The sequence below is a fragment of the Maricurvus nonylphenolicus genome, from assembly GCF_042854845.1.
GTDB lineage: Bacteria > Pseudomonadota > Gammaproteobacteria > Pseudomonadales > Cellvibrionaceae > Maricurvus > Maricurvus nonylphenolicus.
The window spans coordinates 4047042-4072931 of record NZ_AP031498.1 but is presented as its reverse complement, the minus strand read 5'-3'; the positions used below and the strand labels follow the sequence as shown (position 1 = coordinate 4072931).

Annotated in this window: 19 protein-coding genes and 1 other RNA gene; 15 read left to right on the top strand and 5 right to left on the bottom strand. The window is 48.9% G+C overall.

The window, feature by feature from the left end; genetic code table 11:
- Window positions 1-5: 5 nt before the first annotated feature.
- The 5 genes from ACGHZ6_RS17635 to rnpB all read left to right on the top strand — a co-directional run bounded on the left by ACGHZ6_RS17635 (window position 6) and on the right by rnpB (window position 7953).
- Window positions 6-1184, top strand: coding sequence for a CaiB/BaiF CoA transferase family protein (locus tag ACGHZ6_RS17635; RefSeq protein ID WP_390615327.1), 1179 nt, complete (start codon window positions 6-8; stop codon window positions 1182-1184).
- Window positions 1185-1416: 232 nt separating this feature from the next.
- Window positions 1417-3723: a TonB-dependent receptor gene (locus ACGHZ6_RS17630; RefSeq protein ID WP_390615326.1), complete on the top strand. Its 2307-nt coding sequence runs from the start codon at window positions 1417-1419 to the stop codon at window positions 3721-3723.
- Between the two features lie 233 nt (window positions 3724-3956).
- The gene (locus tag ACGHZ6_RS17625; protein WP_390615325.1) at window positions 3957-6365 is read left to right on the top strand and encodes a TonB-dependent receptor; all 2409 of its coding nucleotides are present in this window, start codon (window positions 3957-3959) and stop codon (window positions 6363-6365) included.
- A gap of 149 nt (window positions 6366-6514) precedes the next feature.
- A complete protein-coding gene (locus ACGHZ6_RS17620; RefSeq protein WP_390615324.1) occupies window positions 6515-7522 on the top strand; it encodes an AraC family transcriptional regulator ligand-binding domain-containing protein in 1008 nt (335 codons plus the stop codon).
- A gap of 42 nt (window positions 7523-7564) precedes the next feature.
- An RNA gene (gene rnpB, locus ACGHZ6_RS17615) (RNase P RNA component class A) lies at window positions 7565-7953 on the top strand.
- 219 nt (window positions 7954-8172) lie between these two features.
- On the opposite strand, the gene ACGHZ6_RS17610 is transcribed toward rnpB, so the two are convergent.
- From ACGHZ6_RS17610 to ACGHZ6_RS17590, 5 genes are all read right to left on the bottom strand, one after another.
- Window positions 8173-8895 (bottom strand): response regulator, encoded by a 723-nt coding sequence (locus ACGHZ6_RS17610; RefSeq protein WP_390615323.1) that lies wholly within the window; start codon window positions 8893-8895, stop codon window positions 8173-8175.
- A 33-nt stretch (window positions 8896-8928) separates the two neighbouring features.
- Window positions 8929-10206, bottom strand: coding sequence for an outer membrane beta-barrel protein (locus tag ACGHZ6_RS17605; RefSeq protein WP_390615322.1), 1278 nt, complete (start codon window positions 10204-10206; stop codon window positions 8929-8931).
- Between the two features lie 68 nt (window positions 10207-10274).
- Window positions 10275-10787 carry a hypothetical protein gene (locus ACGHZ6_RS17600; protein WP_390615321.1) on the bottom strand — a complete coding sequence of 171 codons (513 nt, stop codon included), beginning with the start codon at window positions 10785-10787 and terminating at the stop codon, window positions 10275-10277.
- A gap of 106 nt (window positions 10788-10893) precedes the next feature.
- A complete protein-coding gene (locus ACGHZ6_RS17595; RefSeq protein WP_390615320.1) occupies window positions 10894-12531 on the bottom strand; it encodes an ATP-binding protein in 1638 nt (545 codons plus the stop codon).
- 155 nt (window positions 12532-12686) lie between these two features.
- Window positions 12687-13928, bottom strand: a complete 1242-nt coding sequence (locus ACGHZ6_RS17590) for a hypothetical protein (protein ID WP_390615319.1) — start codon at window positions 13926-13928, stop codon at window positions 12687-12689.
- Between the two features lie 629 nt (window positions 13929-14557).
- Here ACGHZ6_RS17590 and mraZ point away from each other — a divergent pair.
- Genes mraZ through murG form a run of 10 tightly spaced genes read left to right on the top strand, consistent with a single transcriptional unit; the run spans window position 14558 to window position 25879 of the window.
- Window positions 14558-14998, top strand: a complete 441-nt coding sequence (gene mraZ / locus ACGHZ6_RS17585) for a division/cell wall cluster transcriptional repressor MraZ (RefSeq protein WP_390615318.1) — start codon at window positions 14558-14560, stop codon at window positions 14996-14998.
- Between the two features lie 8 nt (window positions 14999-15006).
- Window positions 15007-15939, top strand: coding sequence for a 16S rRNA (cytosine(1402)-N(4))-methyltransferase RsmH (rsmH, locus tag ACGHZ6_RS17580; RefSeq protein ID WP_390615317.1), 933 nt, complete (start codon window positions 15007-15009; stop codon window positions 15937-15939).
- Window positions 15940-15945: 6 nt separating this feature from the next.
- Window positions 15946-16254, top strand: coding sequence for a cell division protein FtsL (ftsL, locus tag ACGHZ6_RS17575; RefSeq protein WP_390615316.1), 309 nt, complete (start codon window positions 15946-15948; stop codon window positions 16252-16254).
- A 59-nt stretch (window positions 16255-16313) separates the two neighbouring features.
- Complete coding sequence (locus ACGHZ6_RS17570) at window positions 16314-18110, top strand: peptidoglycan D,D-transpeptidase FtsI family protein (protein ID WP_390619182.1); 1797 nt, start codon at window positions 16314-16316, stop codon at window positions 18108-18110.
- A complete protein-coding gene (locus ACGHZ6_RS17565) occupies window positions 18110-19654 on the top strand; it encodes a UDP-N-acetylmuramoyl-L-alanyl-D-glutamate--2,6-diaminopimelate ligase (protein WP_390615315.1) in 1545 nt (514 codons plus the stop codon). Before ACGHZ6_RS17570 ends, ACGHZ6_RS17565 begins: the two co-directional genes overlap by 1 nt.
- Complete coding sequence (gene murF, locus ACGHZ6_RS17560) at window positions 19651-21024, top strand: UDP-N-acetylmuramoyl-tripeptide--D-alanyl-D-alanine ligase (RefSeq protein WP_390615314.1); 1374 nt, start codon at window positions 19651-19653, stop codon at window positions 21022-21024. Before ACGHZ6_RS17565 ends, murF begins: the two co-directional genes overlap by 4 nt.
- The gene (gene mraY / locus ACGHZ6_RS17555; protein WP_390615313.1) at window positions 21024-22106 is read left to right on the top strand and encodes a phospho-N-acetylmuramoyl-pentapeptide-transferase; all 1083 of its coding nucleotides are present in this window, start codon (window positions 21024-21026) and stop codon (window positions 22104-22106) included. The genes murF and mraY overlap by 1 nt, the downstream gene beginning before the upstream one ends.
- A 32-nt stretch (window positions 22107-22138) precedes the next feature.
- Window positions 22139-23488, top strand: a complete 1350-nt coding sequence (gene murD, locus ACGHZ6_RS17550) for a UDP-N-acetylmuramoyl-L-alanine--D-glutamate ligase (protein ID WP_390615311.1) — start codon at window positions 22139-22141, stop codon at window positions 23486-23488.
- A complete protein-coding gene (ftsW, locus tag ACGHZ6_RS17545; protein WP_390615309.1) occupies window positions 23485-24780 on the top strand; it encodes a putative lipid II flippase FtsW in 1296 nt (431 codons plus the stop codon). Before murD ends, ftsW begins: the two co-directional genes overlap by 4 nt.
- On the top strand, window positions 24773-25879 hold the full coding sequence (gene murG, locus ACGHZ6_RS17540) for an undecaprenyldiphospho-muramoylpentapeptide beta-N-acetylglucosaminyltransferase (RefSeq protein WP_390615307.1): 1107 nt from the start codon (window positions 24773-24775) through the stop codon (window positions 25877-25879). The genes ftsW and murG overlap by 8 nt, the downstream gene beginning before the upstream one ends.
- Window positions 25880-25890 lie beyond the last annotated feature (11 nt).

Here is a 25890-nt window from a genome sequence, read left to right as displayed (position 1 = left end):
CAACTATGAGTGTATTAAATAATCTGAAGATACTGGATCTGTCTACCCTGTTGCCAGGCCCGTTTGCCACCATGATGTTGGCGGATTTGGGGGCAGATGTACTGCGTGTTGAGGCGCCGGGACGCTCGGACCTTGTGCGTGAGCTTGCTCCATTTGCTGACGGCACCAGTACCAAGCATGCCATGCTTAATCGCAGCAAAAAATCTATTGGTTTGGATTTAAAAAAACCGCAAGCTATCGAGATCGTCAAAAAACTGGTGCAGGAATACGATATCGTCGTCGAACAATTTCGTCCCGGTGTGTTGGACCGCTTGGGGATTGGTTACGAGGCGTTAAAAGCGGTGAACCCCAAAGTGATCTTTTGCTCCATTACCGGTTATGGGCAAACAGGTCCCTATCGTGATCGCGGTGGTCACGACAACAACTATATTTCCATTTCCGGCGTTAATGGATACTCAGGTCGTGAAGGTCAACCGACGCCTTTAATGGGAACTCAAATTGCCGATATCGCCGGCGGTTCCATGCATGCCGTCATTGGTTTATTAGCCGCTGTTAACCACCGTCATTTAACCGGTGAAGGCCAGTCTATCGATATCAGCATGACCGATGCTACGTTTACACTAAATGCCATGTTTGGATCTGACTATCTGGCGGCTGGTGTTGAACCTCAGCTTGAAAAAGGTTGGCTGAATGGTGGTACATTCTATGACTATTATCTAACCGCCGATAACCGCAACCTGTCGGTAGGTAGTTTGGAACCACATTTCTTTAAACGTTTGTGTTTAACGGTTGGCGGTGAAGAGTTACTGGCCTTGGGTAGCCAACAGGATACGGACAGTCAGAAGCGTTTTAAGCAAACACTGGCAGAGGCGATCAAACAAAAGACTTTGCAAGAGTGGACTGATTTGTTCGCCGATAAGGATGCCTGTGTAGAGCCTGTATTAACCTTTGCCGAAGCCTGTGAGAATCCACAGATTCAAGCGCGGGATATGATTGTTGACGTGCCTGTGCCCGGTGGTGGTGCACAGAAACAAATAGGTACGGCGATCAAATTCTCTGCTGCTGAGCCCACCTACCAGCATATTGGTAGTGAGTTAGGTGCTGATAACGATTGTCTGCAAAGCCTGTTAGATTTAAGTGACAGCGAGATATCCGAGCTTAAGGCCTCGGGCGTCTTTGGTTAATCTTTGTCACAGGGGCAGTTCCACTGCCCCAGCCATTTACTCCTTTCCGTCATAACCCTTCCTACCGATATATCCCATTATTCGCAGTGATTCCGGCAAAGTCGGATTCCAGCAGCTATAGTTTTTCTTGTTTAGGCCGATTTCCTTGATCGATATTTGCTAATGATCAACGAGGGAGAGCGTATTGGAAATTGCGCCAGACCATAAAACTATAAATAAAGGAATCACGGCGATGAAAAGTATCAACTCACTACAATTAACTCCCCTTGCCATATCCCTGGCAACGTTAACTGCAGCCAGTGTCCAGGTTCAGGCACAAGAAGATGTCTTTGCCCTGGAAGAGATTGTGGTTACTGCGCAAAAACGCGAAGAAAGCCTGCAAGATGTGCCGATTTCTGTTTCCGCCATGAGTGGTGAAAAAATCGCCGAGGTGGGTATTCCTGGTTTGCAGGACTTTGCGGCCTATATCCCGAACCTGAATATCACAACCACCGCCATTTCTGATGTGGTTTCCATCCGCGGTATTCAGGCCGGTGCTCAGGCAGGGTTTGAGTTGTCGGTAGGTACTTTTTCAGATGGCATTTACCGAGGGCGTTCGGTGCAATCGCGCTTTTCCTTTTTGGATGTCGGCATGATTGAAGTGTTGCGAGGTCCGCAGAGTACCTTGTTTGGTAAAAACACCATTGGTGGAGCGCTGAATATTCGCTCTGCCGCACCTACAGAGGAGTTCGAAGCAGAAATTTCAGCGTTCTATGAAGTTGAGCATGACGAGCTTGAATATAAGGGTTATGTGTCCGGGCCTCTAAACGATCAGTTGCGTGGGCGATTTGCGTTCCAGGTTCGGGAGTTGGATGACGGCTGGGTAGACAATGAGGGTTACAATGAACAGTGGCCAGAAGTAGATGAATGGGCTGCCCGTGGTTCACTGGAGTGGGATGCTGGTGAAAATACCCTGGTTAAATTCAAGTATGAACATGGCGACTGGGATAATGGCGGTGGGCCCTTTGATGAGATTTCTTCATTGAGCGCAACACCTGCCCCGGGCCCTGTGAATGATTTTAAAACCAATGTTTCCAATAGTGGTGCCCCTGCCATGGATAGAGGTAGTGCGGCTATCTTTGATGGGGATACCAGTGAGTTTGCTTTGCAGGTTGATCACACTTTGGAATCAGGTTCTACCTTTACCACTATTCTGGGGTACTCGGAATACGAATTTGATCGGTTGCAGGATGTAGATTTTTCATCAATCCCTTTTTTGCAATTTGATGAGTTTGAAGATTATGAGCAGACCAGCCTTGAGGCGCGCTTAGTATCAGATCGAGATGATGGATTTAATTATATCGTTGGTATTTATTATCAGGACAATGAGCTCTTTACAGATGCGTTGACAGCCTACAATACGGCGATTATTTCTCCCGTAGCGTCATTCTCTCGTTACGGCATCCTGGAGCAGGATTCGGAATCTTGGGCTGCCTTCACCCAAGGTTCATGGGATTTATCGGACACTGTGCAGTTAACGATTGGTTTACGTTACGGGGAAGAAGAAAAAGATGCAGAGCAGAGTATGCGGTGTGCAGAATTTGGTGTTCGTACGCTGACAACCTGTTCGGTAGGGCAGTTAGTTACAGCTGAATTTACGCCACATGTTTTTGATGACTTAAAGCTAGATGAAGAAGATTGGACCTATAGTGTTAATCTTTCCTGGGATGTTACAGAAGATACCATGCTCTACGCCACGGTCTCTACTGGTACCAAAAGTGGCGGCTTTAACAGTTTCGCGCTGACGGATGTTTTGTCGGAAGCGGAGTATGATCAGGAAGAAGTAAAATCCTACGAAATCGGCGCTAAGATGACTTTGGCGGATGGTGCTGCAGAACTGAATATTGCCATTTTTGATATGGATTATGAAAATTTACAAGCCTCCGTCTTTACAGGGACGGCTGGTTTTGTTGTTAAAAATGTCGGATCTGCAGGAGTCTCTGGTGTTGAGTTGGATGGACGTTGGCGTTTAACAGAAACTTTAACGCTAAGCGGGTCTTTGGGTTATCTTGATTTTGAGTATGAAGAGTTTCCCAATGCCGGTTGTACCGCGGCACAAATTGCCGATCCCACTTATACAACGGCTGATCCTGTAACTGGCGCTTGTATTCAGGATCTAAAAGGCGAGGCTCCACCGATAACCGCAGACTACTCTGGTGCTCTTTCGTTAGAGCATGAAATTCCCATCGGTGATTTCTTCTTACGCTCAGTGATCGATGTGAACTATCTCGATGATCATTCAACTACTGCCGATGCGGATCCAATCGTCAGACAAGATTCCTATACGCTGACCAATCTCACCTTCACGTTTGGTGCTGCAAATGGCAAATGGGATGTTTCTCTGATAGGTCGCAATATTACTGACGAAGAGTATATGACCTATACCAATGATGTGCCTCTAACAACGGCAGCCAATGGTAGTGGTGGTCCGGGATCAAATCAGGTCGGGACACAAGGGCGGCCCGCTAATTACGCCATTCGTGGGCGATTAAGATTCTAAGTATTTACCCTGTATATAACCTAAAAACCGTTTATACCGAGCAGGTATAAACGGTTTTTTTTATAGAGGTAAACGCTAATAAAACCATCAGCAAGATGACAGAAGTCTTACTATAGTTTCACTATCTTAGCCTGAATGTATTGATCAGATTTATTAAGTTCGTTCAGCGACCTAGCAGTTAATGAGTTAGAGCGGTACGAGGCTGGTATCCACAATACTCTGGGAGAGTGACTATGAGTAAGTCTAGATTGTTATCGGCAGGAGCTATTTCTTCTAAAAGTCTTTTGGCTACGGCAATAGGCGTGGCTGTGCTACCGAGCGTTGTTTTAGCGCAAGAGGAAACGTTTACCCTGGAGGAGATAGTAGTAACCGCTCAAAAACGCGAGCAAAGCTTGCAGGATGTTCCCATCTCAGTAAATGCCGTGACTGGAGCTAAAATGGCAGAAGCTGGCATTAATAATCTGGAAGATATGACAGCTTATGTACCCAACTTAACAATGAATCAAACAGGTATTGGTACCAATATCTCGATTAGAGGTATCAGCTCTGGGATTAATCAGGGATTTGAGCAATCAGTTGGCCAATATGTCGATGGAATTTATTATGGCCGTGCACAGCTAGCTCGCGCACCGTTTATGGATCTTGAACGAGTAGAAGTTTTGCGGGGGCCGCAAGGTATTCTATTTGGCAAGAACAGTATTGCCGGTGCCATCAGTATGATCACCGCTAAGCCAACAGAAGAGTTTGAAGGATCGCTCACTGCTTTATATGAGCCTGATCACGGGGAGCAGGATGTACGTTTGGTTTTGTCTGGTCCGCTTGCTGATAACCTTTATGGCCGTCTTGCGATTATGGATAGAACCATTGATGGTTATTATGACAATGAAACGCTCGATGATGATGAGTCTGACGAGGATATTGGAGTATATCGAGGAAGCTTGAAGTGGGATGTTAATGACGACTTAACTATTGATTTGAAAATTGAAACTGGCACTTTCGATAATAAGGGGCGCTTTCTTGAAATTGTTAACCCTGTAGGTGCTGTACCTTATGCGGGCGTTTTATCTACTTTGACTGCTGGTGCTTATACTCTTGATACCAAGCAGAATTTTAAACGTCAGTCTAACGGTGATACCAGTGATAACGACACTGATAATGTGACAATAAAAGCTGAGTATGGTATCGGTGATCATACTTTGACATTGATAAGCGGTTATAACGCCTATGAGTTTGAAGAAACCTGTGATTGTGATTTTACAGGGGCTTCAATATTTACCGCTGATACTACTGAAGAGTTTGATCAGTTTAGTCAGGAAATTCGGATTACATCCCCAGGTGGAGAAACCATCGATTACATTGCAGGTTTCTTCTATCAAACGACTGATTTGGAATTCGAGGATGCTATTCGTATTCCTAGCGATACATTATTGCTTCCGGCTTTCAGTGCTACTCTAACGGGGCTAGGTGTAGCTGATCCCACAGTGATATTAGGAACCTCAACAGAAAGAACCTTTGAGCAGGACAGTGATATGTGGTCTGTGTTTGCTCAGGTTACTTGGAATATTACGGAAGAGACTCGTTTGACATTAGGTGGTCGCTATACAGATGAAGAGAAAGAGGCTTCAAGACGACAGTTTCATGTTGATAGCTCAGGCGTTACGCAACCTATTGGCGCAGTAACCGATGATTTGAATGTATTTTTTGGCTTGTTCCGTATTGAGCCCTATGCAGAAATCAAAGCTGATCGAGATGAAACGGCGTTCACACCTCTCATTACATTACAACATGATTTAAATCAGGATGTGATGCTATATGCGACTTATACCTCTGGTTTTAAAGGAGGTGGCTTTGATGTGCGCTCTAATGCTCACCCTGATGCTTCAGTCGTTAACGCATTACGTGCAGGCGTGATTGATCTTGTAGGTGTATTTGAGTTTGAGGAGGAAGAAGCTGATAGCTTTGAGTTGGGTGGTAAGTTTACGTTGGCAGATGGGGCCGCTGAATTAAACGCTGCTATCTTCTATACGGAGTATACTGATCTGCAAACCAGTCAATTTGATGGTACATTGGGTTTTAATGTTACCAATGCAGGTGAAGCAACTAGCCAAGGTGTTGAATTGGATGGTCGTTGGCGCTTGAGCGAAGGTTTAACTATTTATGGTGCTTTAGCGTATTTGGACTTTGAATTCGATAAGTTCCCTAATGCTCAGTGCTACTTTGGTCAAACTCCTAATAGCCCAAGCAATCCAGGGTTATGTGATATTAAAGGCGAAACACGTGAATTCACACCTGAGATACAAGCTAGCTTTACAGCTGATTATGTATATATGCTGAGCGATGCATTAGAGCTGAGAAGTACACTCGACCTTATCTACAGTGATGACTATCTGGCCTCTCCAACTCTGGATCCAAACCTTGAGCAAGACTCGTATACTAAAGTGAATGCTCGGGTTGCATTGGGTGCTGCTGACGGAAAGTGGGAAGTCGCATTGGTGGGTAAAAACCTGACTGATGAGGAGGTGGTCACCTTTGGTAATACGGCGCCATTGTCCACAACCCTCACCGGTAATGCGGGTGCAGCTTACTATGGATTTTATGACCGGCCATCCTCAGTAGCGATACAGGGCACGATAAGATTCTAGAACTACAATTGATAAACTTGAGCTTAATAGCTCAAAAGGCGAACCTTTACCGGTTCGCCTTTTTTATGAGGGATGACTTATTGGTTAAAATTAATAACATGGTATGATCTATCTACCATTGGCTATTTATAAAGCTATAAGCCGCTCTTATGTATAACCACACCTCCCTCCCCATCTGGTTAAACACCGTCCGCTCGATCCTTATCGAAAGGGGTAAAGACCTCAAAGACTTATCACCATTGCTACGCGATGGCGATTGGTTGCAAAAGGATGAGGTGGTCGAAAGAGCTGATGTGGAGGCCATTGCCGAGGCCTGGCGTTTGGCGGCAGAGGTGTGTGATGATCCTGCCATCGGTATTCATGCGGCAAAACAGTATTTTCAGCCAGCCAGCTGGCGTACTTTAGGACTAGCAGTACTGTGCAGTCAGACATTGCGCGATGCACTGGATCGTATTGCCCGCTACGGTGAAGTACTCTCCAATGTGGCAATACCCTCCGTCTACGAAGAGGAGGGTGTGCTGATCTATGAAATGAAAATGATCCTTAATGGCACTTCGGTTGGGCATGAGGCCGTGGACTTTGGCTTTGCCAGTATCGTTAAGTTGCTGCGCATGGTGTACCCCGGTGAGTTGCCAATGGGTCGAATTGAAATGCAACGGCCTGCGGTCAGTAATCCTGAAGAGTTCGAGGCGTTCTTTGGTTGCAGTGTGGCCTTTGGTTCTTCAAAAAATATCATCGCCATACGTTCGCAATATGTTGACCAGCCTTTACCAGGAGCAAACAGTGAACTGGCCCGCATGCAGGATCAGTTAACAGCACAATATGTCGAAAAGTTCAGTGACAACAGTTTTGCCCTTCAGGTGAAAAACGAGATTATTGGGCTGTTACCGGGTGGTGATCCCAGCCAGCAGGCCATAGCTGAGCGGTTAAGCTGTAGTCAACGTAATCTGCAAAGGCGTTTGCAGGATGAAGGGACTAATTTTACCCAACTGTTAACGGATATTCGTCAACAGTTGGCGAGGCTCTATTTACAGGACTCTGATCGTAGTTTGAGTGAAATCGCTTATTTACTGGGCTTCTCAGACCACAGTAACTTTACTCGAGCCTTCAAGCGCTGGTTTGACCAGTCACCTACAGAGTATCGCCAACAGCGGTAACCTACTTGACCAAAACCCTTCTCATCGCTACCCTAGCGCCTCGGAGTTGGCTCGGCAGTCGCTCTGTGGCAAGCGTGGCTACTCACTTGTGTGTATCCAGGCCCCGCAGGGAGGAAAGTCCGGGCTCCAAAGGGTAGAGCGCCAGGTAACGCCTGGGGGGCGTGAGCCTACGGAAAGTGCAGCAGAGAGTAGACCGCCTAAGCAGCGCATTCGTGTGCTGCCGGTAAGGGTGAAAGGGTGCGGTAAGAGCGCACCGCGCAGCTGGTAACAGTCTGTGGCATGGTAAACCCCGCTCGGAGCAAGACCAAATAGGTTCCCTATAGGTGTGTACCCGCACTGGGAACGGGTAGGTTGCTTGAGCCAGTGAGTGATTGCTGGCCTAGACGAATGACTGTCCTAGACAGAACCCGGCTTACAGGCCAACTCCAAATTATTCCTCACCTGAGTCATCCAATTAGACTTGGGCAGCGCGGACAATGTCCTCGACGACTCTTTAGCTCAGATTCAAGGCTTACAGGCCAACTCCAAATTATTCCTCACCTGAGTCATACAATTAGACTTGGGCAGCGCGGACAATGTCCTCGACGACTCTTTAGCTCAGATTCAGGGCTTACAGGCCAACTCCTATTTTCTCTTTCTTGTGTATGTCGCTAGCTACGAATGCTCTTGGCAAACATATAGCCTTTGTTTCTCACTGTCTTAATTCGCTGCGGGCTATTGGGGTCGTCGTTTAGCTTGGACCGAATATGCGAGATGTTGATGTCTATCGCGCGATTTTGACCGTCGTAGCTAATGCCACGCAGTGATTCAAAAATCTCCTGGCGGGACAAAACGGTGCCAGCATTTTGGGCCAGGAGCCAGAGCAGATCGTATTCAGGTGTGGTCAGCTCAACTTCCTTATCGGCCAGGGTGACGCGACGCGAGCCGTTATCGATAACAAGGTCATCGAAGGTCAGCGCTTCTGAGTTAGTCAGAATCTCTGCGGGCGAGGTTTCGGGCTGAGAGCGCCTTAACAGTGCTTTTACTCGTGCGGCCAGCAACCGGGGTTCAACAGGTTTGCAGACATAATCGTCGGCACCAATTTCCAACCCCAGGATTTGGTCGATCTGATCGGTTCTGGCAGTCAGCATTAAAATAGGATTGTGGAATTTATCTCTGATACTGCGGCAGACTTCTATACCGTCTGCACCAGGTAACATAAGATCCAGAATCACCAAGTCAGGTTTTTCTTCCAGAATTCTTTCAATAGCCGTAGCGCCGTTACCTTCAACGTTGATGTTGTAGCCGTAGTTGGCTAAATAGTCCTGGGTTAATGTGGCCAGGTCTTCGTCGTCTTCGACCAACAGGATGTTGGCCATTGGACTATTTACCATGCTATTTCTCTGTTGACTGCGGTTTGTTCTGGTTTAGAAATTATAACCTATGGAGGCCTCCAGACGCTCGCGGTCGTAAACGCGGATTTCCTGATTGGAATCCCGGTCGGTATAGCTGTACTTCAAGCCTAATACGATAGCCGGGGTAAGTTTGTATTTAAGCCCCAGGCCTGCTCGTGTAGTTTTGTCGTGCCTGTCCTCTGAATAGCTTGGTGCGAAGGAATCGTACTGTTTGTCCTCGTAGCTACTTGAGAAAGACAGTGATAACTCTGGGGTAAACTTTTTCAAAACTCGCAGGCTGAATTTGCTTGTGTCATAGGAGCGCCAATCGTCTTCAAGATCAGTGGTGGCAGCGTCTACAGCCAAGCGCAGCGTAATGTCATAGTCAAAGGGGTGGGTGTAGGCCAGGGTGATGCTGCTGCGATGGCCTTCCTTACCTTTATCGTTGCTATCGACATAGTCTCGGCGAGTATATCGCGGTGTTAGGCTGACACTGGCTTTGTCGAAGAAGTGTGTATAACTCGGGATTATGCTGGTGTAGTAGGCCAGATTCTCACCTCCCAAGCGAATATGTTCCCCTCTAAGCTTTATCCCGGTATTCCAGTTACGTTTTTGGCTAAGCGTTAAACCGGTGTTAATCGTAGTGACAGTGAGGTCGGAGCGATCAATATCGTCATAATTTTTATCGCTAACTTTGAGTGAGTTTAGCCAGGATAATGTCGCTGGTTTATCAGCTATATTATAGCTGCCAGAGAATTGGTATCGATGTTTTAGAGAAATCGAAGCACCAATAAAAGTATCTTCTTGTGATATCGATGAGATGGGTAAAATTCCTTCCTCAAGGTCGTTGTCTGCCGGCGCTGCATTGGCATTGGTGTCATTACCGGTAAACATTTTAATGCTGCCCTTAAAGCTGTGACGCTGGCTATCAAACTTTACTTTTTTCTCATTGATTCGGTTTAGAAATTGTTGGCTTTTGTTTCGAGCGGTCTCGCTACTACTGGTATCCTGTAAAACATCTTCAACGGTTGCTTCAGCCAGTTGATACTGATGAGCCTGATAATAGGATTTTGCCAGTTCCAGTTGTAAACGGGCATGAGAGGGATTTTGCTCAACAAGCTCTTCCAGCAGTTCAATAGCTTGATAGGTTTTACCTTCTGTGCGTGCTTTAAGTGCTTGCTCAAAGCGCTCGCTTTTCGAAGGGGGTAAATCATTGGTGCTGGTGGCCTGTGCTGAGACAGATAAAAAGCATGTCAGGCTGGCTAAGAGGCTAAGGGTGGAGGTTTGCTTTTTATTAACTCTAACTACCATAATGGCACGCCCTCGTTATGATTTTAGCTTACCTGATAAGTGCAGGTTCTTGTTGTTGGAAATAATCCCTATTCAGATTCTTCGAAGTCTTCCTCTTCAAAGTCTTCTTCCATGTCATCTTCCTCGAAGTCTTCCTCTTCGAAATCTTCGTCTTCTATATCTTCTTCATCAAACTCTTCTTCATCGAAAGCCTCTTCATCAAGGTCTTCCATTTCGTCAAGATCTTCCATTTCATCGAGGTCATCCATCTCCTCGAGATCTTCGATCTCATCATCCGCTTCGAATTCGTCCAGTGCATCCACTTCTTCGGCTAATTCTTCCTCAGCAGATTCTTCTTGTTCGAATTCATCGTCTTCATAATCCAGTAAGGAGCTTTCATCCAGTTGATTTAGGATGTCTTCATCCTCGCCTTCGATGCCAACGCCGTAGCGTTCCAGCAGACTCTCATCTGTCTCATCTATGTCAAGGTCTTGATCTTCCATGGCCTGTTCAAGCGCGTAGTCATCGATATCGATATCCTGAGCGAGCACGGTTTCGGCACAGAAGGCCAAAAGGAACCCTAAGAATCTCAGTTTTCGCATGATGCTGTAGCTTGTCATAGTGTCTGGGTTCAGTATGTGTAGAAAATGAAAGATACAGTATGCCGTTTTCGTAGGCTAAATGTTGTTAAATGTTAACCTATTGATTTTAAAGGCTTATTTGGCTTTCAGGCTTGGGCCAGGTGAAGATGAATTCGGCCCCGCCCAGCTCGCTGTGGGCAAGTGCTACGCTACCCTGGTGCCACTGGGCTATCTGATCGACGATGGCTAGCCCCAGACCGAAGCCGCCAGACGAGCGATTACGGCTTTTATCCAGGCGGGTAAAGGGGGTAAAGATGCGCTCCCGATCCTGCTCTGGAATACCGGTACCGTCGTCGGCCACTCTAATCTCGTAGTTGTGTTGGTTGCTGGTAAAGCTCAATTGTACTTGTGTCTTGGCGTGGCGGGTGGCATTCAGCAGTAGATTCTGAATGGCTCGGTTTAGTAGATGCTCAATGCCCATCACGTCCGTGGTAGCTGTTTGCGCGTCGATATTCAGAGAGAGGTGGGGAGATAAAAGGCTTGTCTCGTTGATTAAATTATCCAGCAGCTGGTTGATGTTCAGAGGTTGTGGCGAGAAGTTGAGTGAGCCGCTTTCCAGGCTGGCAAAGGTTAGTATCTCGTCAATAAGTGCGTTAAGTTCGTTAAGGTCTTTATTAATGCCTTCAATAGTTTGTTGGCGTTTTTCCTCACTGATGGGGCTGTTGAGGTTTTCCAGTCGGAATTTTAAGCGCGATACCGGTGTTCGCAGTTCATGGGATATGGCGTGGGTTAACTCCCGTTGCTCCTCCAGTAATCCCTGGATGCGCATTGCCATACTGTTAACTCTTAGGCCAAAACGGCTAATGGCATCATCGCCCTCGACAGAAACGGCTGGGGCCAGTTCAGTGCCAACCTTGTCTACTTCCAGTTCCATGGCTTGCAGGCGTCTTTCAAGTGGCCTGACCAGCCCGTAACTGCACACCGCTAATAGCAGTAAACCAACGAAACCCAGTAATAAAATAATATTGCTGGGAAACCAGTTGAACAGGGCTATAGGGCCTAGTATGAGTAGCTTGCCGCTGTTGCCATATTTTGCATAAACCTGAATATAAGGTGCTTCAAAGGTTGTGTCATTGAGGGTAACCACAATATCACCCCGTTTCACACGTCTAAGTTGGGTGGCGTCAAGGGTGGTTGTTTTAAGCTCGCTGACGATCAAGGGGAAACCAAATGTTTTCTGTAGAGATACAAGTGCTTTATCTCGCTGGTCTTTGGGGTATCTACCTAGATCATTAAGGATAAGTAGTGCGGTAACCCGTGATAGTTGTTCATTAACGTCGTCTATTTCTGTTGACAGAAAGAGTTGTTCTTCACCGGGGACAGAAACGAACAGGGTGGCGACTTTGTCACCCAAGTCGGGCCGGATAATCATGTCACCCAGCAGGAGGCGCTCTATCTGAGCTGATGTTAAAGTCTCGGGTTTTTGGCTCGACAACGCCAGGTTTAGCCCTGTTAGGCGTTTCACAACCTCAAACCACTCCTGGCGTTTACTGCCTTGGTGGCGAGCAAGACCTTGGGCAATCAAAGTAAAGGTACCCTTGGCAACATCGTTCAGGTAGTTGTTCAGGCGGTGCTGGTTGTATTGTTGGAACCCTGCATAGAGTAGCGTGATGATTAGTATGGTGGCTAATAACATTCCGCTATAGATTCGAAAGAAAATACTACGCATTGGGTTGTTCTGCTGTGGTTTGAAATCAGTGTTCATTATTCTATTTCAGACGGGGAAAAGAAAAAAGAGAGGGAAAAAAGCCACTCTGCACTGGCCTTGAGGAAGAACGCTGGTTCCCTCGTGGAACCAGCGGGACAGTGAGAGTGGAAAGTGCGCCTTAGGGGCTAATGATTTAGAGGGAGGTTAGAGCATTACTCGTCTTCTGAGTCTTCATGCTCATCATCTTCCAGTTCATCATCCATCTCATCTTCGTCTTCGAAGTCGTCTTCCAACTCATCTTCGAAATCGTCTTCACCTTCGAACTCATCTTCCAGCTCGTCTTCGAATTCATCTTCGCCTTCGAACTCATCTTCCAGCTCGTCTTCGAATTCATCTTCGCCTTCGAACTCATCTTCCAGCTCGTCTTCGAATTCATCTTCGCCTTCGAACTCGTCTTCTAGCTCATCCTCGAATTCATCTTCGCCTTCAAATTCGTCTTCCAGCTCATCCTCGAATTCATCTTCGCCTTCAAACTCGTCTTCCAGCTCATCGTCTAGCTCGTCTTCGCCTTCGAACTCATCTTCCAGTTCATCGTCTAATTCGTCTTCACCTTCAAGCTCGTCTTCCAGCTCATCGTCTAGCTCGTCTTCGCCTTCGAACTCATCTTCCAGTTCATCGTCTAGCTCGTCTTCGCCTTCGAACTCATCTTCCAGTTCATCGTCTAGCTCGTCTTCACCTTCGAACTCGTCTTCCAGCTCATCGTCTAGTTCGCCTTCATCTTCGAATTCGTCTTCCATGTCTTCATCGAGCTCATCTTCATCTTCGTACTCGTCTTCCATGTCATCATCGAGTTCGTCTTCATCATCGAGTTCGTCTTCATCATCGAGTTCGTCTTCATCTTCGTACTCGTCTTCCATGTCGTCATCGAGTTCGTCTTCATCTTCGTACTCGTCTTCCATGTCATCATCGAGTTCATCGTCGTCTTCGTACTCATCTTCCATGTCGTCGTCGAGCTCATCGTCGCCTTCGTGCTCTTCGTCTAGTTCGTCGTCATCTTCGTATTCGTCGTCATCTTCGTATTCGTCATCATCTTCATATTCGTCGTCATCTTCATGATCATCGTCTTCATAATCATCTTCCTGTCTGCCGTCAGAGATCTCCTGTAGTTCAGCTTCCAGGCGCTCAACTTCAGCGATAAGTTCGTCTTCCGACATTTGATCGAAATTTTCTACCAGGGAATCAAGGCGCAGGCTAATGGCTTCGAAAAGCTCTTCCTCTGATGTGTCATCTTCATGGTCAGGGCCGTCTGGTGTGTTGTCGTATTCGGCTTCCATCTCAATGATGGGCAAGTTGTCCCACTCATTGAGGGCGTCGACATCTGTTTCTGCTTTAACGGCGGCGCTAAGGGTTAGCAGGCTAAAGCCCAGAGCAGCCAGTGATTTTGAATAGTCCATAGTGGTTCCTCACAATTGGAATACGGGGTCGGTGATTTCACTATGGGGCCGGGGGGGATCTAACTCAGTTGCTGAAGCGTCAGGCAATTGTCTTAGGAGAGTACAAACGCCCTTGGTTTGTTGTGTCTGTGTTGTCAGATGTTATTCGCAGGTATTCAGGTGTTTCTGAAGGGGTTGATTTGATGGGAAAAGTCCTACAGAATCATTTGCTCTCAATCTATCCCTATGGCTTTCTGCCACTGGGCCAGCTCAGAGAGAGGTTTGCCAGGAGCTTCTATTTAGTGGGGCTCATAAAAGGTGCCTCAGGTTGTACTGTGTGTTGGCTGCTTATGCCATATCAGGCTAAGTACTTACTTCTCTTAAGAAGAAAAGATCTCAAACTTAAAGTAATACTTTAAGTTTGCTTCCTATTGCTTTGTTTTTGTTGGTTTTTCTTGCTGTTGATTTCTTGCGTTTTTTCCGGTTTTAAGTCATTTCTCCGACGTTCCCCGCTATTTTCCTTCATTTAGTGACGTTTTCCCGGCACGGATGCTTGACTTTGATGCACACAGATTTATAGTGTGGCAATGTGGTAAAAAGTGGTTTTTAGTGGTTTTTTGTGGTCTGAACCGATAAGTCGGTGGGGAAACGTGTTTTTAGGAAGTCATAACATCAATATGGACGCCAAAGGGCGCATGGCGATACCGGCTCGCATCCGCGAGACGCTGGCGTCTGCCTGTGGCGGGCGTTTGGTGATGACGGCCAATCACGAAGACCGTTGTCTGGTGGTTTACCCAGAGCCACGCTGGCAGGAGGTTCTGCCGCAGATCGAAGCCCTGCCCAATATGAATAAAGCCGTTAAGCGCCTGCAGCGTTTAATGATTGGTTATGCCAGCCCTATGGAAATGGACGGTAATGGCCGGGTATTGGTACCACCCACATTGCGTGAATATGCTGGATTGGAGAAGAAGCTAATCCTGGTTGGGCAAGGTAAGAGCCTGGAGTTGTGGAGCGAAGAGCGTTGGTTCGCCTCACTGGAAGAATCGGCTGACGATGAAATGCCGATTGAAATGCAAAGTCTTTCCCTCTAGGAGCTGCCGTGTCTGACTTTAAACATTTGACCGTACTCCTGCAGGAGGCGGTGGACGCTCTGGTAGTGGACTCGGATGGCCTGTATGTCGATGGCACCTTTGGTCGCGGCGGGCACAGCCGGCTGGTACTGGAAGCGCTAACTGAAAATGGCCGTTTACTGGGGTTTGATAAGGATCCGCGTGCGATTGAGACCGCTAACGAGTTGGCGGCTGAAGATGCAAGATTCAGTATCGTGCATGACTCCTTTGCCCAGCTGGAGCAACAGATCCAGGCATTGGGTAAACACGGTCAGGTCGATGGAGTGCTGGTGGATTTAGGGGTTTCATCCCCACAATTGGATGACGCCGAGCGCGGATTCAGTTTTTTAAATGACGGCCCGTTGGATATGCGCATGGATACCACACGTGGTGAAAGCGCTGCCGAATGGATTGCTCGAGCGGAAGAGGCAGAAATTGCCCGCGTATTAAAAGTTTACGGTGAAGAGCGTTTTGCCAAACGTATGGCGAGAGCCATTGTGCAAAAGCGTGAAGAGGCGCCGATTACGCGAACTGCGCAGTTGGCCAATATTGTGGCCGAGGCCAATCCGGCCTGGGAGAAAGGCAAGCATCCAGCCACCCGTGCGTTTCAGGCTATTCGCATTGAGGTGAATAACGAACTGGGTGATTTGGAGGCGCTGCTGGATCAGGCGTTGGAAGTATTAAAGCCCGGTGGTCGCCTGGTGGTGATTAGTTTCCACTCGCTGGAAGACCGCATAGTAAAACAGTTTATTCGTCATCATCAGCGTGGTGGCGAGGTGCCTCGCGGGGTGCCATTGATGGAGTCGCAACTCAATATCCGTCTTAAGCCTGTGGGTAAGGCGGTACGCGCAAGTAGTGGTGAGGTTGACGCTAACGTGCGAGCCCGAAGTGCAATTATGCGGGTTGCGGAAAAAATAAAATAACTGGCGATGCAGCAGGGACATGGTTCAAGTGGTATCAGGTCAAACCGTATCAAGCCACTGATCATTACGGTGATTCTGTGGGGCTTGGTACTGGTCTCCGCCCTGGCTGTGGTGGCATCAACCCATGCCACGCGTCAGCGATTGCACCAATTGGAAGTGTTGCGCAAAGAAGCCGCGCAACTGCAGGTGGCCTGGGGGCAGTACTTGTTAGAAAGGTCTGCCTGGGGAGCCTATAGCCGAATCGAACGGGAAGCTGTGGATAAGTTGCAGATGCAGGTTCCCGAAGGTGACAACCTGATAATGGTGAAGCCATGAGTAAGGCGCAACAAAAGCCAAAGGCGGCAACGGTTAAATCAAAGACTGATAACGGTCTGATGATTGCCCGTTGGCGCTTTTACTTTGTTGTACTGGCTCTATTGGTTGTTGTTGGATTTATGCTCACCCATCTGGCGCGTCTACAGGTTGTGCCCGGTGAGGAAAAAGGTTTCGAGTTTTTGCAGGGCCAGGGTGATGCCCGCACTGTGCGTACGGAATCTATTGCGGCGTACCGCGGTGTGATTACCGATCGCCACGGCGAACCCTTGGCAGTAAGTACGCCAGTAGTTTCCCTGTGGGCTAATCCGCAGGTGTTATTGCAAGCGCCTGAAGTGTGGTCGGCTTTAGCTGGCGAATTAGGAAAAGATAAAGACGCGTTGGCGGAAAAACTTAACCGCTATCGCAATAAAGAATTTGTTTACCTGCGTCGGCATATGCCGCCACAGGATGCAGAAAAGCTCCTCGCCAACGACTGGCCAGGCGTTTATGGCCGCACAGAATATCAGCGCTACTATCCCGCGGGAGAAGTAGCGGCTCATTTGGTGGGGTTCACCGATATTGATGAGCGAGGCCGCGAAGGCATGGAGTTGGCCTTCGAGGATTGGTTGCAAGGTAAGTCCGGCGCCAAGCAAGTAGTAAAAGATTTAAAGGGTCGCGTTATTAAAGATGATGGCCTGTTGCGTGCGCCGCAACCGGGTCAGGATCTGATGTTAAGCGTGGATCTGCGCATGCAGTATCTGGCTTACCGTGAGTTAAAAGCCGCGGTAACCCGTCACAAGGCCAAGTCAGGTTCTGTGGTGGTGCTGGATACTGAATCTGGTGATGTGTTGGCGGTGGCCAATCAGCCAGCTTACAACCCGAATGATCGGAGTCGTATTCGGGTGGATGCATTGCGTAACCGGGCGTTGACCGACCAGTTTGAGCCTGGCTCGACCATGAAACCTTTAACGGTTCTGGCGGCCATGGAAACCAAGCGTTATACGCCTGGAACATTGATTGATACTCGCCCGGGTTATATCCGGGTGGGCAAGAAAACCCTGCTGGACCCGATCAACTACGGCGTGATTGATGTGACCCGTATTTTGACCAAGTCCAGTCAGGTGGGCATTACCAAGATGGCCCTGGATATGGAGCCGGAGCATGTGCGGGATATCTTTTTCCGCCTGGGTTTTGGTCAAAGCACTGGCACGGGTTTTCCCGGTGAAGGTGTGGGAGTGTTGCCGAATAAAAGCAAGTGGCACCCGATTGAACGTGCCAACTTTGCCTTTGGTCATGGTTTAAGTGTGACAACTTTGCAGTTGGCGCAGGCGTACAACGTATTGGCGAATCGTGGTGAAAAGCAGCCCCTATCTCTCGTTAGAAGAGCCGGCGCTGCATTTGGGGAAGGGCTTCCCGCCGAGCAGGTGGTTGAGCCCAAGTTGGCCGACCAGGTGGTCAAAATGTTGACCACCGTGGTTGGTCCAGATGGTACCGCGAAGCGTGCACGTCTGGATGGTTATCAGGTCGCGGGTAAAACCGGCACCATCCACAAAGTTGGCGCAGAAGGTTATGCGGCTGATCGCTACATCGGTGTATTTGCCGGTATGGCCCCGGCCAATGATCCGAAAGTGGTAGCCGTGGTGGTGATAAATGAACCCACCGACGGCAAATATTTTGGCGGTGAAGTAGCGGCGCCAGTATTTGCCAATGTAACACAGGGGGTACTGCGCTTAATGCGCGTGCCGCCGAATGAAAAATTGCTTAACGACAAGCAGAAAGTAACAAGTACAGAAGTAAAAACAGAAGCGCAAAAAGAAATAAGAGAAACAGTAGAAACCGTGTCCAGCACACAGTCCAAACGGAAGCCGTTAACGTGATGTCGGCCCGACAACAGACCAATGCCTTAACCTTGGCGGCACTTTTGCCGACCGAGGTTTTGTGCGTTCTGGAGCAGCAACAATTGCTCTCGTCTGAGCAGTTGAGCGCTGAGCTGGGTGAGTTAGTGCTGGATAGTCGCCAGGTGCAGGCGGGGGATACGTTTGTCGCCGTTCCCGGTTATAGCGCCGATGGTCGCAAGTTTATTGCTGCGGCGATTGATGCTGGGGCTGCTTTAGTGCTGGCCGAGGGCGATCAGATTGCTGTGCGCGCAGAAAAGAATATACCGATTATAGAATTACCCGAGTTGAATCAGCAGTTGAGTGCATTAGCCGGCCGCTATTTTGGCGAGCCTACCCAATCCATGTTTGGTGTGGGTATTACCGGTACCAATGGCAAAACCAGTTGCAGTTACTGGTTGGCACATTTGCTGGATGCTTGCGGTAGTTCGGCAGCGATTGTGGGTACCTTGGGATATGGTTGTGTTGGCAAGTCACTGGTGGAAACCGGCATGACAACACCGGATGCCATTGCTACCCAGCGTGTGCTGGCAGAGTGCCAGCAGCAAGGTGCTGAGAATGTAGTGATGGAGGTGTCTTCCCACAGTCTGGATCAAGGGCGAGTCGCTGCAGTTGGTTTTGATGTAGCGATATTTACCAATTTAAGTCGCGATCATCTGGATTATCACGGCAGCGAAGCTGCCTACCGCGATGCCAAGCTGAAGCTAATGGCCATGCCGGGTTTACAGCGCGCGGTTATTAATCTCGATGATGCTGCTGCTCAGTCTTTTATTGCAGCGGCACAAGCGGCTGCAGCACCTGTATGGCGTTACAGCATCAATAATGCGCAAGCGGATATTTATTGTTCACAGCTTGCCTATGGTCAACAGGGCGTAAGCGCACGTTTACATACGCCAATGGGGGAATGTGATATCGCTGCTCCTGTTATCGGTGCGTTTAATGTCAGTAATTTATTGGCCGTGATTGCCGGTGCTTTGGCTAAAGGTTTGTCACTTGAAACTATCGCAAAAGCCGTTTCAACGTTGCCTGCTGTGCCGGGTCGTATGCAACCGGTTGCGAACGAATTGGATCTAACCGTATTGGTTGATTATGCCCACACCCCGGATGCTTTAGCGTCAGTGCTGAAAGCGGTTAAAGGTCACAGTCAGGGTCAGCTCTGGTGTGTATTTGGTTGCGGTGGTGATCGTGACCAAGGAAAGCGTCCACAGATGGGACAGATAGCTGACAGTCTGGCGGATCGTATTGTGGTGACCAGCGATAATCCGCGTGGTGAAGAGCCTGATCACATTATTGCGCAGATAACCGCAGGTATCACGAAGACTGAAACTGCAGTGGTTGTTGAAGATCGTGCTGAGGCTATCCGTTATGCCGTTAATCATGCCCAGACAGGTGATTGCATTGTATTGGCTGGCAAGGGCCATGAAACCTATCAGCAAATCGGTGTTGAAAAATTGCCGTTTGATGATGTAGTGCAGGCACGTTTAGCGTTGCAGCAGCGTTCTGAGCAACAGGGAGGCAACGCATGATTGCTTCTCTGTCATTACAACATATTGCACAAGCCTGTGAAGGTAGCTTGAGCGGCGACGACCTGCTGATTAAGCAGGTGAGTACAGATACCCGCAAAATCGCGCAAGGGGATTTGTTTGTTGCGCTGCGTGGCGAGAATTTTAACGCTCACGATTTCTTGGCGTCGGCGGTAGCGCAAGGCGCTGTGGCATTGGTGGTTGAAAGTGAGAACAAGCAGTTAAATGTGCCTCAGATTGTGGTCGCTGATACCACCCAGGCGCTGGGTGATATTGGCCGTCTGGCTCGCCAGCAATTTGAGGGTACCCTGGTCGCGATTACTGGCAGCAGTGGCAAAACCACTGTCAAAGAAATGTTGGCCAGTATCTTCCGAGAGGCGGGAGAGGTGCATGCGACGAAAGGCAATTTAAATAACCACATCGGTGTGCCTCTGACGTTGATGGCCATGGAGTCTAATCAGGGTTTTGCTGTGATTGAGATGGGCGCCAGTGGTTTGCACGAAATCGGTTATCTGGTTTCTATCGGCCAGCCGCAAATAGCGCTGGTGAATAACGCCATGGCGGCGCATTTGGAAGGTTTTGGTTCCCTGCAGGGAGTAGCCAATACCAAAGGTGAAATTTACGCGGGCTTGCAGGCTGGCGGTACAGCCGTACTCAATGCTGATGATCAGTTTTATAGCCAGTGGCGCGATAGCTTGCGTGACGATGTAAAACCGTTGAGTTTTTCGGTTTCCAGTAAGGCTGATTTTAGTGCGCTAAATATTTCTCAAGGCGAGAACGGTGGTCCGACTTTCACTTTGGTTACTCCGGCAGGTGAGATTGATATTCAGCTGCAGTTGTTAGGTGCGCAAAACGTCGCCAACGCTCTGGCTGCTTCGGCCTGCGCGTATGCAGCAGGCGTTGAGTTGCCACAGATTCAGCAAGGGTTACAAAACCTGCAGGCTGTAGCTGGCCGCTTGAGTGCATTAACTGGTGCTTCTCAGGCTCTCATTATTGATGACAGCTACAACGCCAATCCAGGGTCCGTAAGAGCCGCGATTGATACGCTGGTAAGTCTGAAGGCGCGTGATAAAACCGTATTGGTCCTGGGAGATCTGGGTGAGCTGGGCGATAGCGCAAATGATTTAATGAAAGAACTTGGCGTATATGCCAAGCAAGCTGGTGTAGAGCAACTGATTACCACTGGGGTAATTAGTCGTTTTGCCAGTGAAGGGTTTGGCGAAGGAAGCCAGCATTTTGAAAAGCAGTGGGATGCAATACAACAACTACAACAACAGGTAGATAAAAATACCGTGGTCTTAATTAAGGGTTCTCGCAGTGCGCGGATGGACGTGGTCGTGCAAGCACTCACACAAAGCGGAGACAAATCCTAATGCTTTTATGGCTTGCTGAATACTTACAACAATATATAAGCGGCTTTGCTGTCTTCCAGTATCTGACCATGCGCGCGATTCTCGGTGTGATGACGGCTCTGGCCATTTCGTTGCTGTTGGGGCCCTGGATGATTCGTAAATTGAATTATCTGCAGATCGGCCAATCCGTACGTGATGATGGTCCACAGTCGCACCTCAGTAAATCCGGTACCCCAACTATGGGTGGTACCTTGATTCTGGCAGCTATTTTTATCAGCGCCCTGCTGTGGTCTGACTTAAGCAACCGTTACGTCTGGGTGGTATTGCTGGTGACGGCCATTTTTGGTGCCGTAGGTTGGGTTGATGATTATCGCAAGGTGGTGGAATCCAACTCGCGCGGTTTGCCCGCCAAGTGGAAATACTTTTGGCAATCGGTGGCAGGTTTAGGCGCTGCGATATTTTTGTACACCACGGCTGCAAGCCCTGCAGAAACCCAGCTGATTGTGCCTTTCTTTAAAAATGTTGCCTGGGATCTGGGCCTGTTTTACATCGTGCTGACCTACTTTGTGGTGGTGGGTTCGAGTAATGCGGTAAACCTTACCGATGGCTTGGACGGCCTGGCCATTATGCCTACGGTGATGGTAGGCGGTGCATTGGGTGTTATTGCTTACCTGGTCGGCCACAGCGAATTTGCCGAGTACCTGCATATTCCTTATATCGCTGGCGGTGGTGAGCTGGTGGTCTTCTGTGCTGCATTGGCGGGGGCAGGCCTGGGATTCTTATGGTTTAACACCTATCCCGCGCAAGTATTTATGGGGGATGTAGGCGCACTGGCTCTAGGGGCAGCGTTGGGCATTATTGCTGTCGTGGTTCGTCACGAAATCGTCTTCTTTATTATGGGTGGCGTCTTTGTGATGGAAACGGTATCGGTCATTTTGCAGGTAGCATCATTCAAGCTGACTGGACGCCGTATTTTCCGCATGGCGCCACTGCACCACCACTTTGAATTAAAAGGCTGGCCAGAGCCTCGCGTGATTGTGCGCTTCTGGATTATTACCGTCATGCTGGTTTTGATCGGCCTGGCAACCTTGAAGTTACGATAAAAGAAACTGCGTTAAGGCAAAAGAATTAGGGTATGTCTGATTTAATCGCAAAAAGTCGTTTAACTGCCATCGTCGGCCTGGGGCTGACGGGGGTATCTGTTGCCCGCCATTTAGCGGCGCGGCAAGAGGCTTTTGTGATGTTGGATACCCGTGAGGCCCCAGGTGCGTTGGCGGACTTTACACAAGAGTTCCCGGATGCCCATGTTGAGTTGGGACCGTTAAACGCTGAAACCCTGTTAAATGTTGATGAGATTATTGTCAGTCCCGGCGTACCTATTGCAGAGGCTGCGATCCAGCAGGCTATAAAAGCTGGTATTTCCGTTATTGGCGATATCAGTTTATTCCTGCGCAATATCACTGCGCCTGTTATCGCCATTACTGGTTCGAATGCAAAGAGCACCGTCACCAGTTTGGTGGGTGATATGGCGGAGCGAGCCGGATTAAATGTTGGTGTCGGTGGCAATATCGGCAAGCCGGTGTTGGAGTGGCTAAACGAGCCAGCAAAAGATTTATACGTATTAGAGCTATCGAGTTTCCAGTTGGAAACCATTAACAAGCTCAATGCCAAGGTGGCTACCATCCTCAATGTCAGTGAGGATCATATGGATCGCTATGATTCCTATGCCGCCTACCATATGGCCAAGCAGCGGATTTATTTTGGCGCCGAGACTGTGGTGACCAATCGGGGTGATGCCTTAACAGCACCACCGTTGGCTGCAGGTGTAACACAACTGACCTTCGGTTTAAGCAAACCGGATCGCTACGGCTTTGGTTTGATTACCAAGGGTGGAGTAGAGCACCTGGCCTATGAATTTAAAACCCTGATGCCGGTCAGCGAAATCCGTTTGCCGGGCCGTCATAACGTCGAGAATGCCTTGTCGGCATTGGCCTTGGGTTATGCGGCAGGCCTGCCGATGGACGCCATGCTGGAAAGCTTGCGCCAGTTTGCCGGTTTGGAACATCGCTGCCAGTGGGTGGCGGAGCACCAAGGGGTGGAATTTTATAACGATTCCAAAGGCACCAACGTTGGCGCAACCCTGGCTGCGCTGGAAGGTTTACGTGAAGCCGACAGTAAAATTGTTTTGATTGCTGGAGGCGTGGGCAAAGGTGCTGATTTTTCACCTTTACATGATGCTCTGCAGCAGACGCGTGGTTTGGTACTGATTGGTGAGGATGGCGAAAAAATTGCTGAAGTCGCAGGTGATGCCGTCAAAAAGGTGTTCGCTGAGTCCATGACTGATGCTGTCAATAAGGCTATTACTTTGGCGGAGTCAGGAGACAAAATCCTGTTATCTCCAGCCTGTGCCAGCTTCGATATGTTTGGCAATTATGAGTTACGTGGTCAGGCATTCGTTGATGCGGTAAAGGAGGTCGTGGCATGAGCTCGGCAACCTTAAAAAATACCGCAGCCCTGCCTTGGCAGGCACGCATTGACTGGACACTGTTATCTCTGTGGTGGGCCGTTGTATCAGTGGGGATCATTATGATCGCTTCGGCATCGGTCAGTTTTGCTGAAGCCAACTACGGTGATGCCTGGTTTTATGTTAAGCGCCATATTGTCTGGCTGGGGTTGGGCATTGGCGGTGGGATTCTGGTTGCTGCGATACCTACCCACCTGTGGAGTAACCACGGTGGCTGGTTACTTATTTTGGCCCTGTTATTACTGATGGTCGTATTAGTACCGGGTATTGGTCGCAAGGTAAATGGTAGTCAGCGATGGTTGCAGTTAGGGCCATTAACCTTCCAGGCTTCGGAAGCGGTGAAGTTTTGTACGATTGTATTTTTTGCCAGTTACCTGGCCCGCCGAGGTGCGGAAATGCGTCAACAGTGGCGTGGATTTATTAAGCCGGTTGTAGTGATTGGTCTGATCGGCTTGTTGCTACTGCTGGAGCCGGATTTCGGTACCACGGTTGTGCTGGTGGCTACTGTTGTGGCGATGATGTTTCTGGCGGGCATCAAACTGTTTCATTTCAGCTTGTTGGTTGCCGCGGGGGCCAGCGGTTTGGCGGCGATTGCGGTGTTGTCTCCCTATCGGATGCAGCGCTTGATTACCTTTTTAGATCCGTGGGCTGATCAGTTTAATAGTGGTTATCAGTTGACCCAATCATTGATTGCCTTCGGTCGTGGTGAATGGTTTGGCGTGGGATTGGGGCACAGTGTGCAGAAACTGTTTTATCTGCCTGAGGCCCATACGGATTTTATCTTCGCCATTATTGCCGAAGAGCTGGGCTTGATTGGTAGCACGATTGTGATGGGTTTGTTTGCGCTGCTGATGGTGCGTTTATTCTCGATCGCACAGCAGGCTATTGCCAAGCAGGCTTACTTCTGTGGTTTTGCTGTGTTTGGAATTGCCATCATGATGTCTGGGCAGGCGATGATTAACATCGGTGTGGCATCCGGCTTTTTGCCTACCAAGGGTTTGACTCTGCCGTTTATCAGTTATGGCGGTAGTAGTTTGTTAGTTAGTTGTGCGCTGATGGCACTGGTGATGCGTATTCACTGGGAGGTAAAAGCCCTGCCAGAACTTGCTACGGAAAAGCCAGTAAAGAAAACCAAACAGAAAGCGAAGAAAAAAGCGGCTCAAAAGCAAGTGAAGCAACCGGAGCAGACGGTTTCTGCCAACGATGATGTCGTCGTTGCTGAAGAGCTGCTGGAGGTTGCTGCCAATGGCTAACCGACCTTTAAAAGTGATGGTAATGGCTGGCGGTACTGGCGGTCATGTATTCCCAGCACTATCTGTGGCCAAACAGCTACAGTCTCAGGGCGCTTTTATTAAGTGGTTGGGTACGGCGCGAGGTATTGAATCGACTCTGGTGCCCAATGCGGGTATCGAGCTGCACTGTTTAAAAATTGAAGGTGTCCGGGGCAAAGGTATTGCCACTAAATTAAAGGCGCCGTTCCTGTTATTGGGCGCTGTGTGGCATGCCATGCAAATCCTACGTCAGGAAAACCCGGATGTGGTATTGGGTTTAGGTGGTTTTGCCTCCGGTCCCGGTGGATTGGCGGCAAGATTGCTAGGCAAACCGTTAGTGATTCATGAGCAGAATGCGGTGGCGGGTACGACTAACCGTTGGCTGGCAAAAATGGCGACTCGAGTGATGGAGGCGTTTCCAGATAGCTTGCCCAATGCACAGCTGGTGGGTAATCCGGTTCGCAAGGAAATTGCCAATTTACCGCAGCCTGAATTGCGCATCAGTGCCAATGATGAGCCGCTGAAGTTATTGGTGCTTGGCGGCAGCCTCGGCGCGCTAGCCTTGAATGAATTGTTGCCTCAGGCATTGGCGACGGACGGTTTGGCAGAATCGGTTGTTGTGCGTCACCAAACGGGTAAAAACCACCTGGAAAAAACCCAGGCCTTATACCGAGAGCAAGGTATTGAAATTGATGGTCAGCGTGTAAGGGTTGATGCCTTCGTTGACGATATGGCTGAAGCCTACGGCTGGGCCGATGTGGTGATTTGTCGTGCCGGTGCCTTGACGGTGGCCGAGTTAACCGCAGCAGGTAGTGCAGCATTATTGGTGCCTTATCCCTATGCGATTGATGATCACCAAACCAAGAATGCTATGTGGCTTGTGGATAACCAGGCCGCAGAAATAAAACAGCAGCGTGACTTAACTGCTGAAGTGATGACAACATTTATTACCCATGCCATGCAGGACCGCAGTCGCCTGATTACGATGGCTAACAATGCACGCAAACTGGCTATGCCAGATGCGGCGGATAAAGTGGCGGCTGTATGCCAGGAAGTGGCAGGAGAGATGGCTAATGTCTAAGAACACAACAG

Excerpts from the sequence above, each read along its gene's own strand:
- ftsL (WP_390615316.1), top strand. The coding sequence starts at position 15,946 with ATGCAGCAGGGACATGGTTCAAGTGGTATCAGGTCAAACCGTATCAAG.
- ACGHZ6_RS17610 (WP_390615323.1), bottom strand. The coding sequence starts at position 8,895 with ATGGTAAATAGTCCAATGGCCAACATCCTGTTGGTCGAAGACGACGAA.
- ACGHZ6_RS17590 (WP_390615319.1), bottom strand. The coding sequence starts at position 13,928 with ATGGACTATTCAAAATCACTGGCTGCTCTGGGCTTTAGCCTGCTAACC.
- ACGHZ6_RS17630 (WP_390615326.1), top strand. The coding sequence starts at position 1,417 with ATGAAAAGTATCAACTCACTACAATTAACTCCCCTTGCCATATCCCTG.
- ACGHZ6_RS17565 (WP_390615315.1), top strand. The coding sequence starts at position 18,110 with ATGTCGGCCCGACAACAGACCAATGCCTTAACCTTGGCGGCACTTTTG.
- murD (WP_390615311.1), top strand. The coding sequence starts at position 22,139 with ATGTCTGATTTAATCGCAAAAAGTCGTTTAACTGCCATCGTCGGCCTG.
- mraY (WP_390615313.1), top strand. The coding sequence starts at position 21,024 with ATGCTTTTATGGCTTGCTGAATACTTACAACAATATATAAGCGGCTTT.
- ACGHZ6_RS17605 (WP_390615322.1), bottom strand. The coding sequence starts at position 10,206 with ATGGTAGTTAGAGTTAATAAAAAGCAAACCTCCACCCTTAGCCTCTTA.
- murF (WP_390615314.1), top strand. The coding sequence starts at position 19,651 with ATGATTGCTTCTCTGTCATTACAACATATTGCACAAGCCTGTGAAGGT.
- ACGHZ6_RS17635 (WP_390615327.1), top strand. The coding sequence starts at position 6 with ATGAGTGTATTAAATAATCTGAAGATACTGGATCTGTCTACCCTGTTG.
- murG (WP_390615307.1), top strand. The coding sequence starts at position 24,773 with ATGGCTAACCGACCTTTAAAAGTGATGGTAATGGCTGGCGGTACTGGC.
- ACGHZ6_RS17620 (WP_390615324.1), top strand. The coding sequence starts at position 6,515 with ATGTATAACCACACCTCCCTCCCCATCTGGTTAAACACCGTCCGCTCG.
- ACGHZ6_RS17625 (WP_390615325.1), top strand. The coding sequence starts at position 3,957 with ATGAGTAAGTCTAGATTGTTATCGGCAGGAGCTATTTCTTCTAAAAGT.
- ACGHZ6_RS17595 (WP_390615320.1), bottom strand. The coding sequence starts at position 12,531 with ATGAACACTGATTTCAAACCACAGCAGAACAACCCAATGCGTAGTATT.
- ACGHZ6_RS17600 (WP_390615321.1), bottom strand. The coding sequence starts at position 10,787 with ATGCGAAAACTGAGATTCTTAGGGTTCCTTTTGGCCTTCTGTGCCGAA.
- ACGHZ6_RS17570 (WP_390619182.1), top strand. The coding sequence starts at position 16,314 with ATGATTGCCCGTTGGCGCTTTTACTTTGTTGTACTGGCTCTATTGGTT.
- ftsW (WP_390615309.1), top strand. The coding sequence starts at position 23,485 with ATGAGCTCGGCAACCTTAAAAAATACCGCAGCCCTGCCTTGGCAGGCA.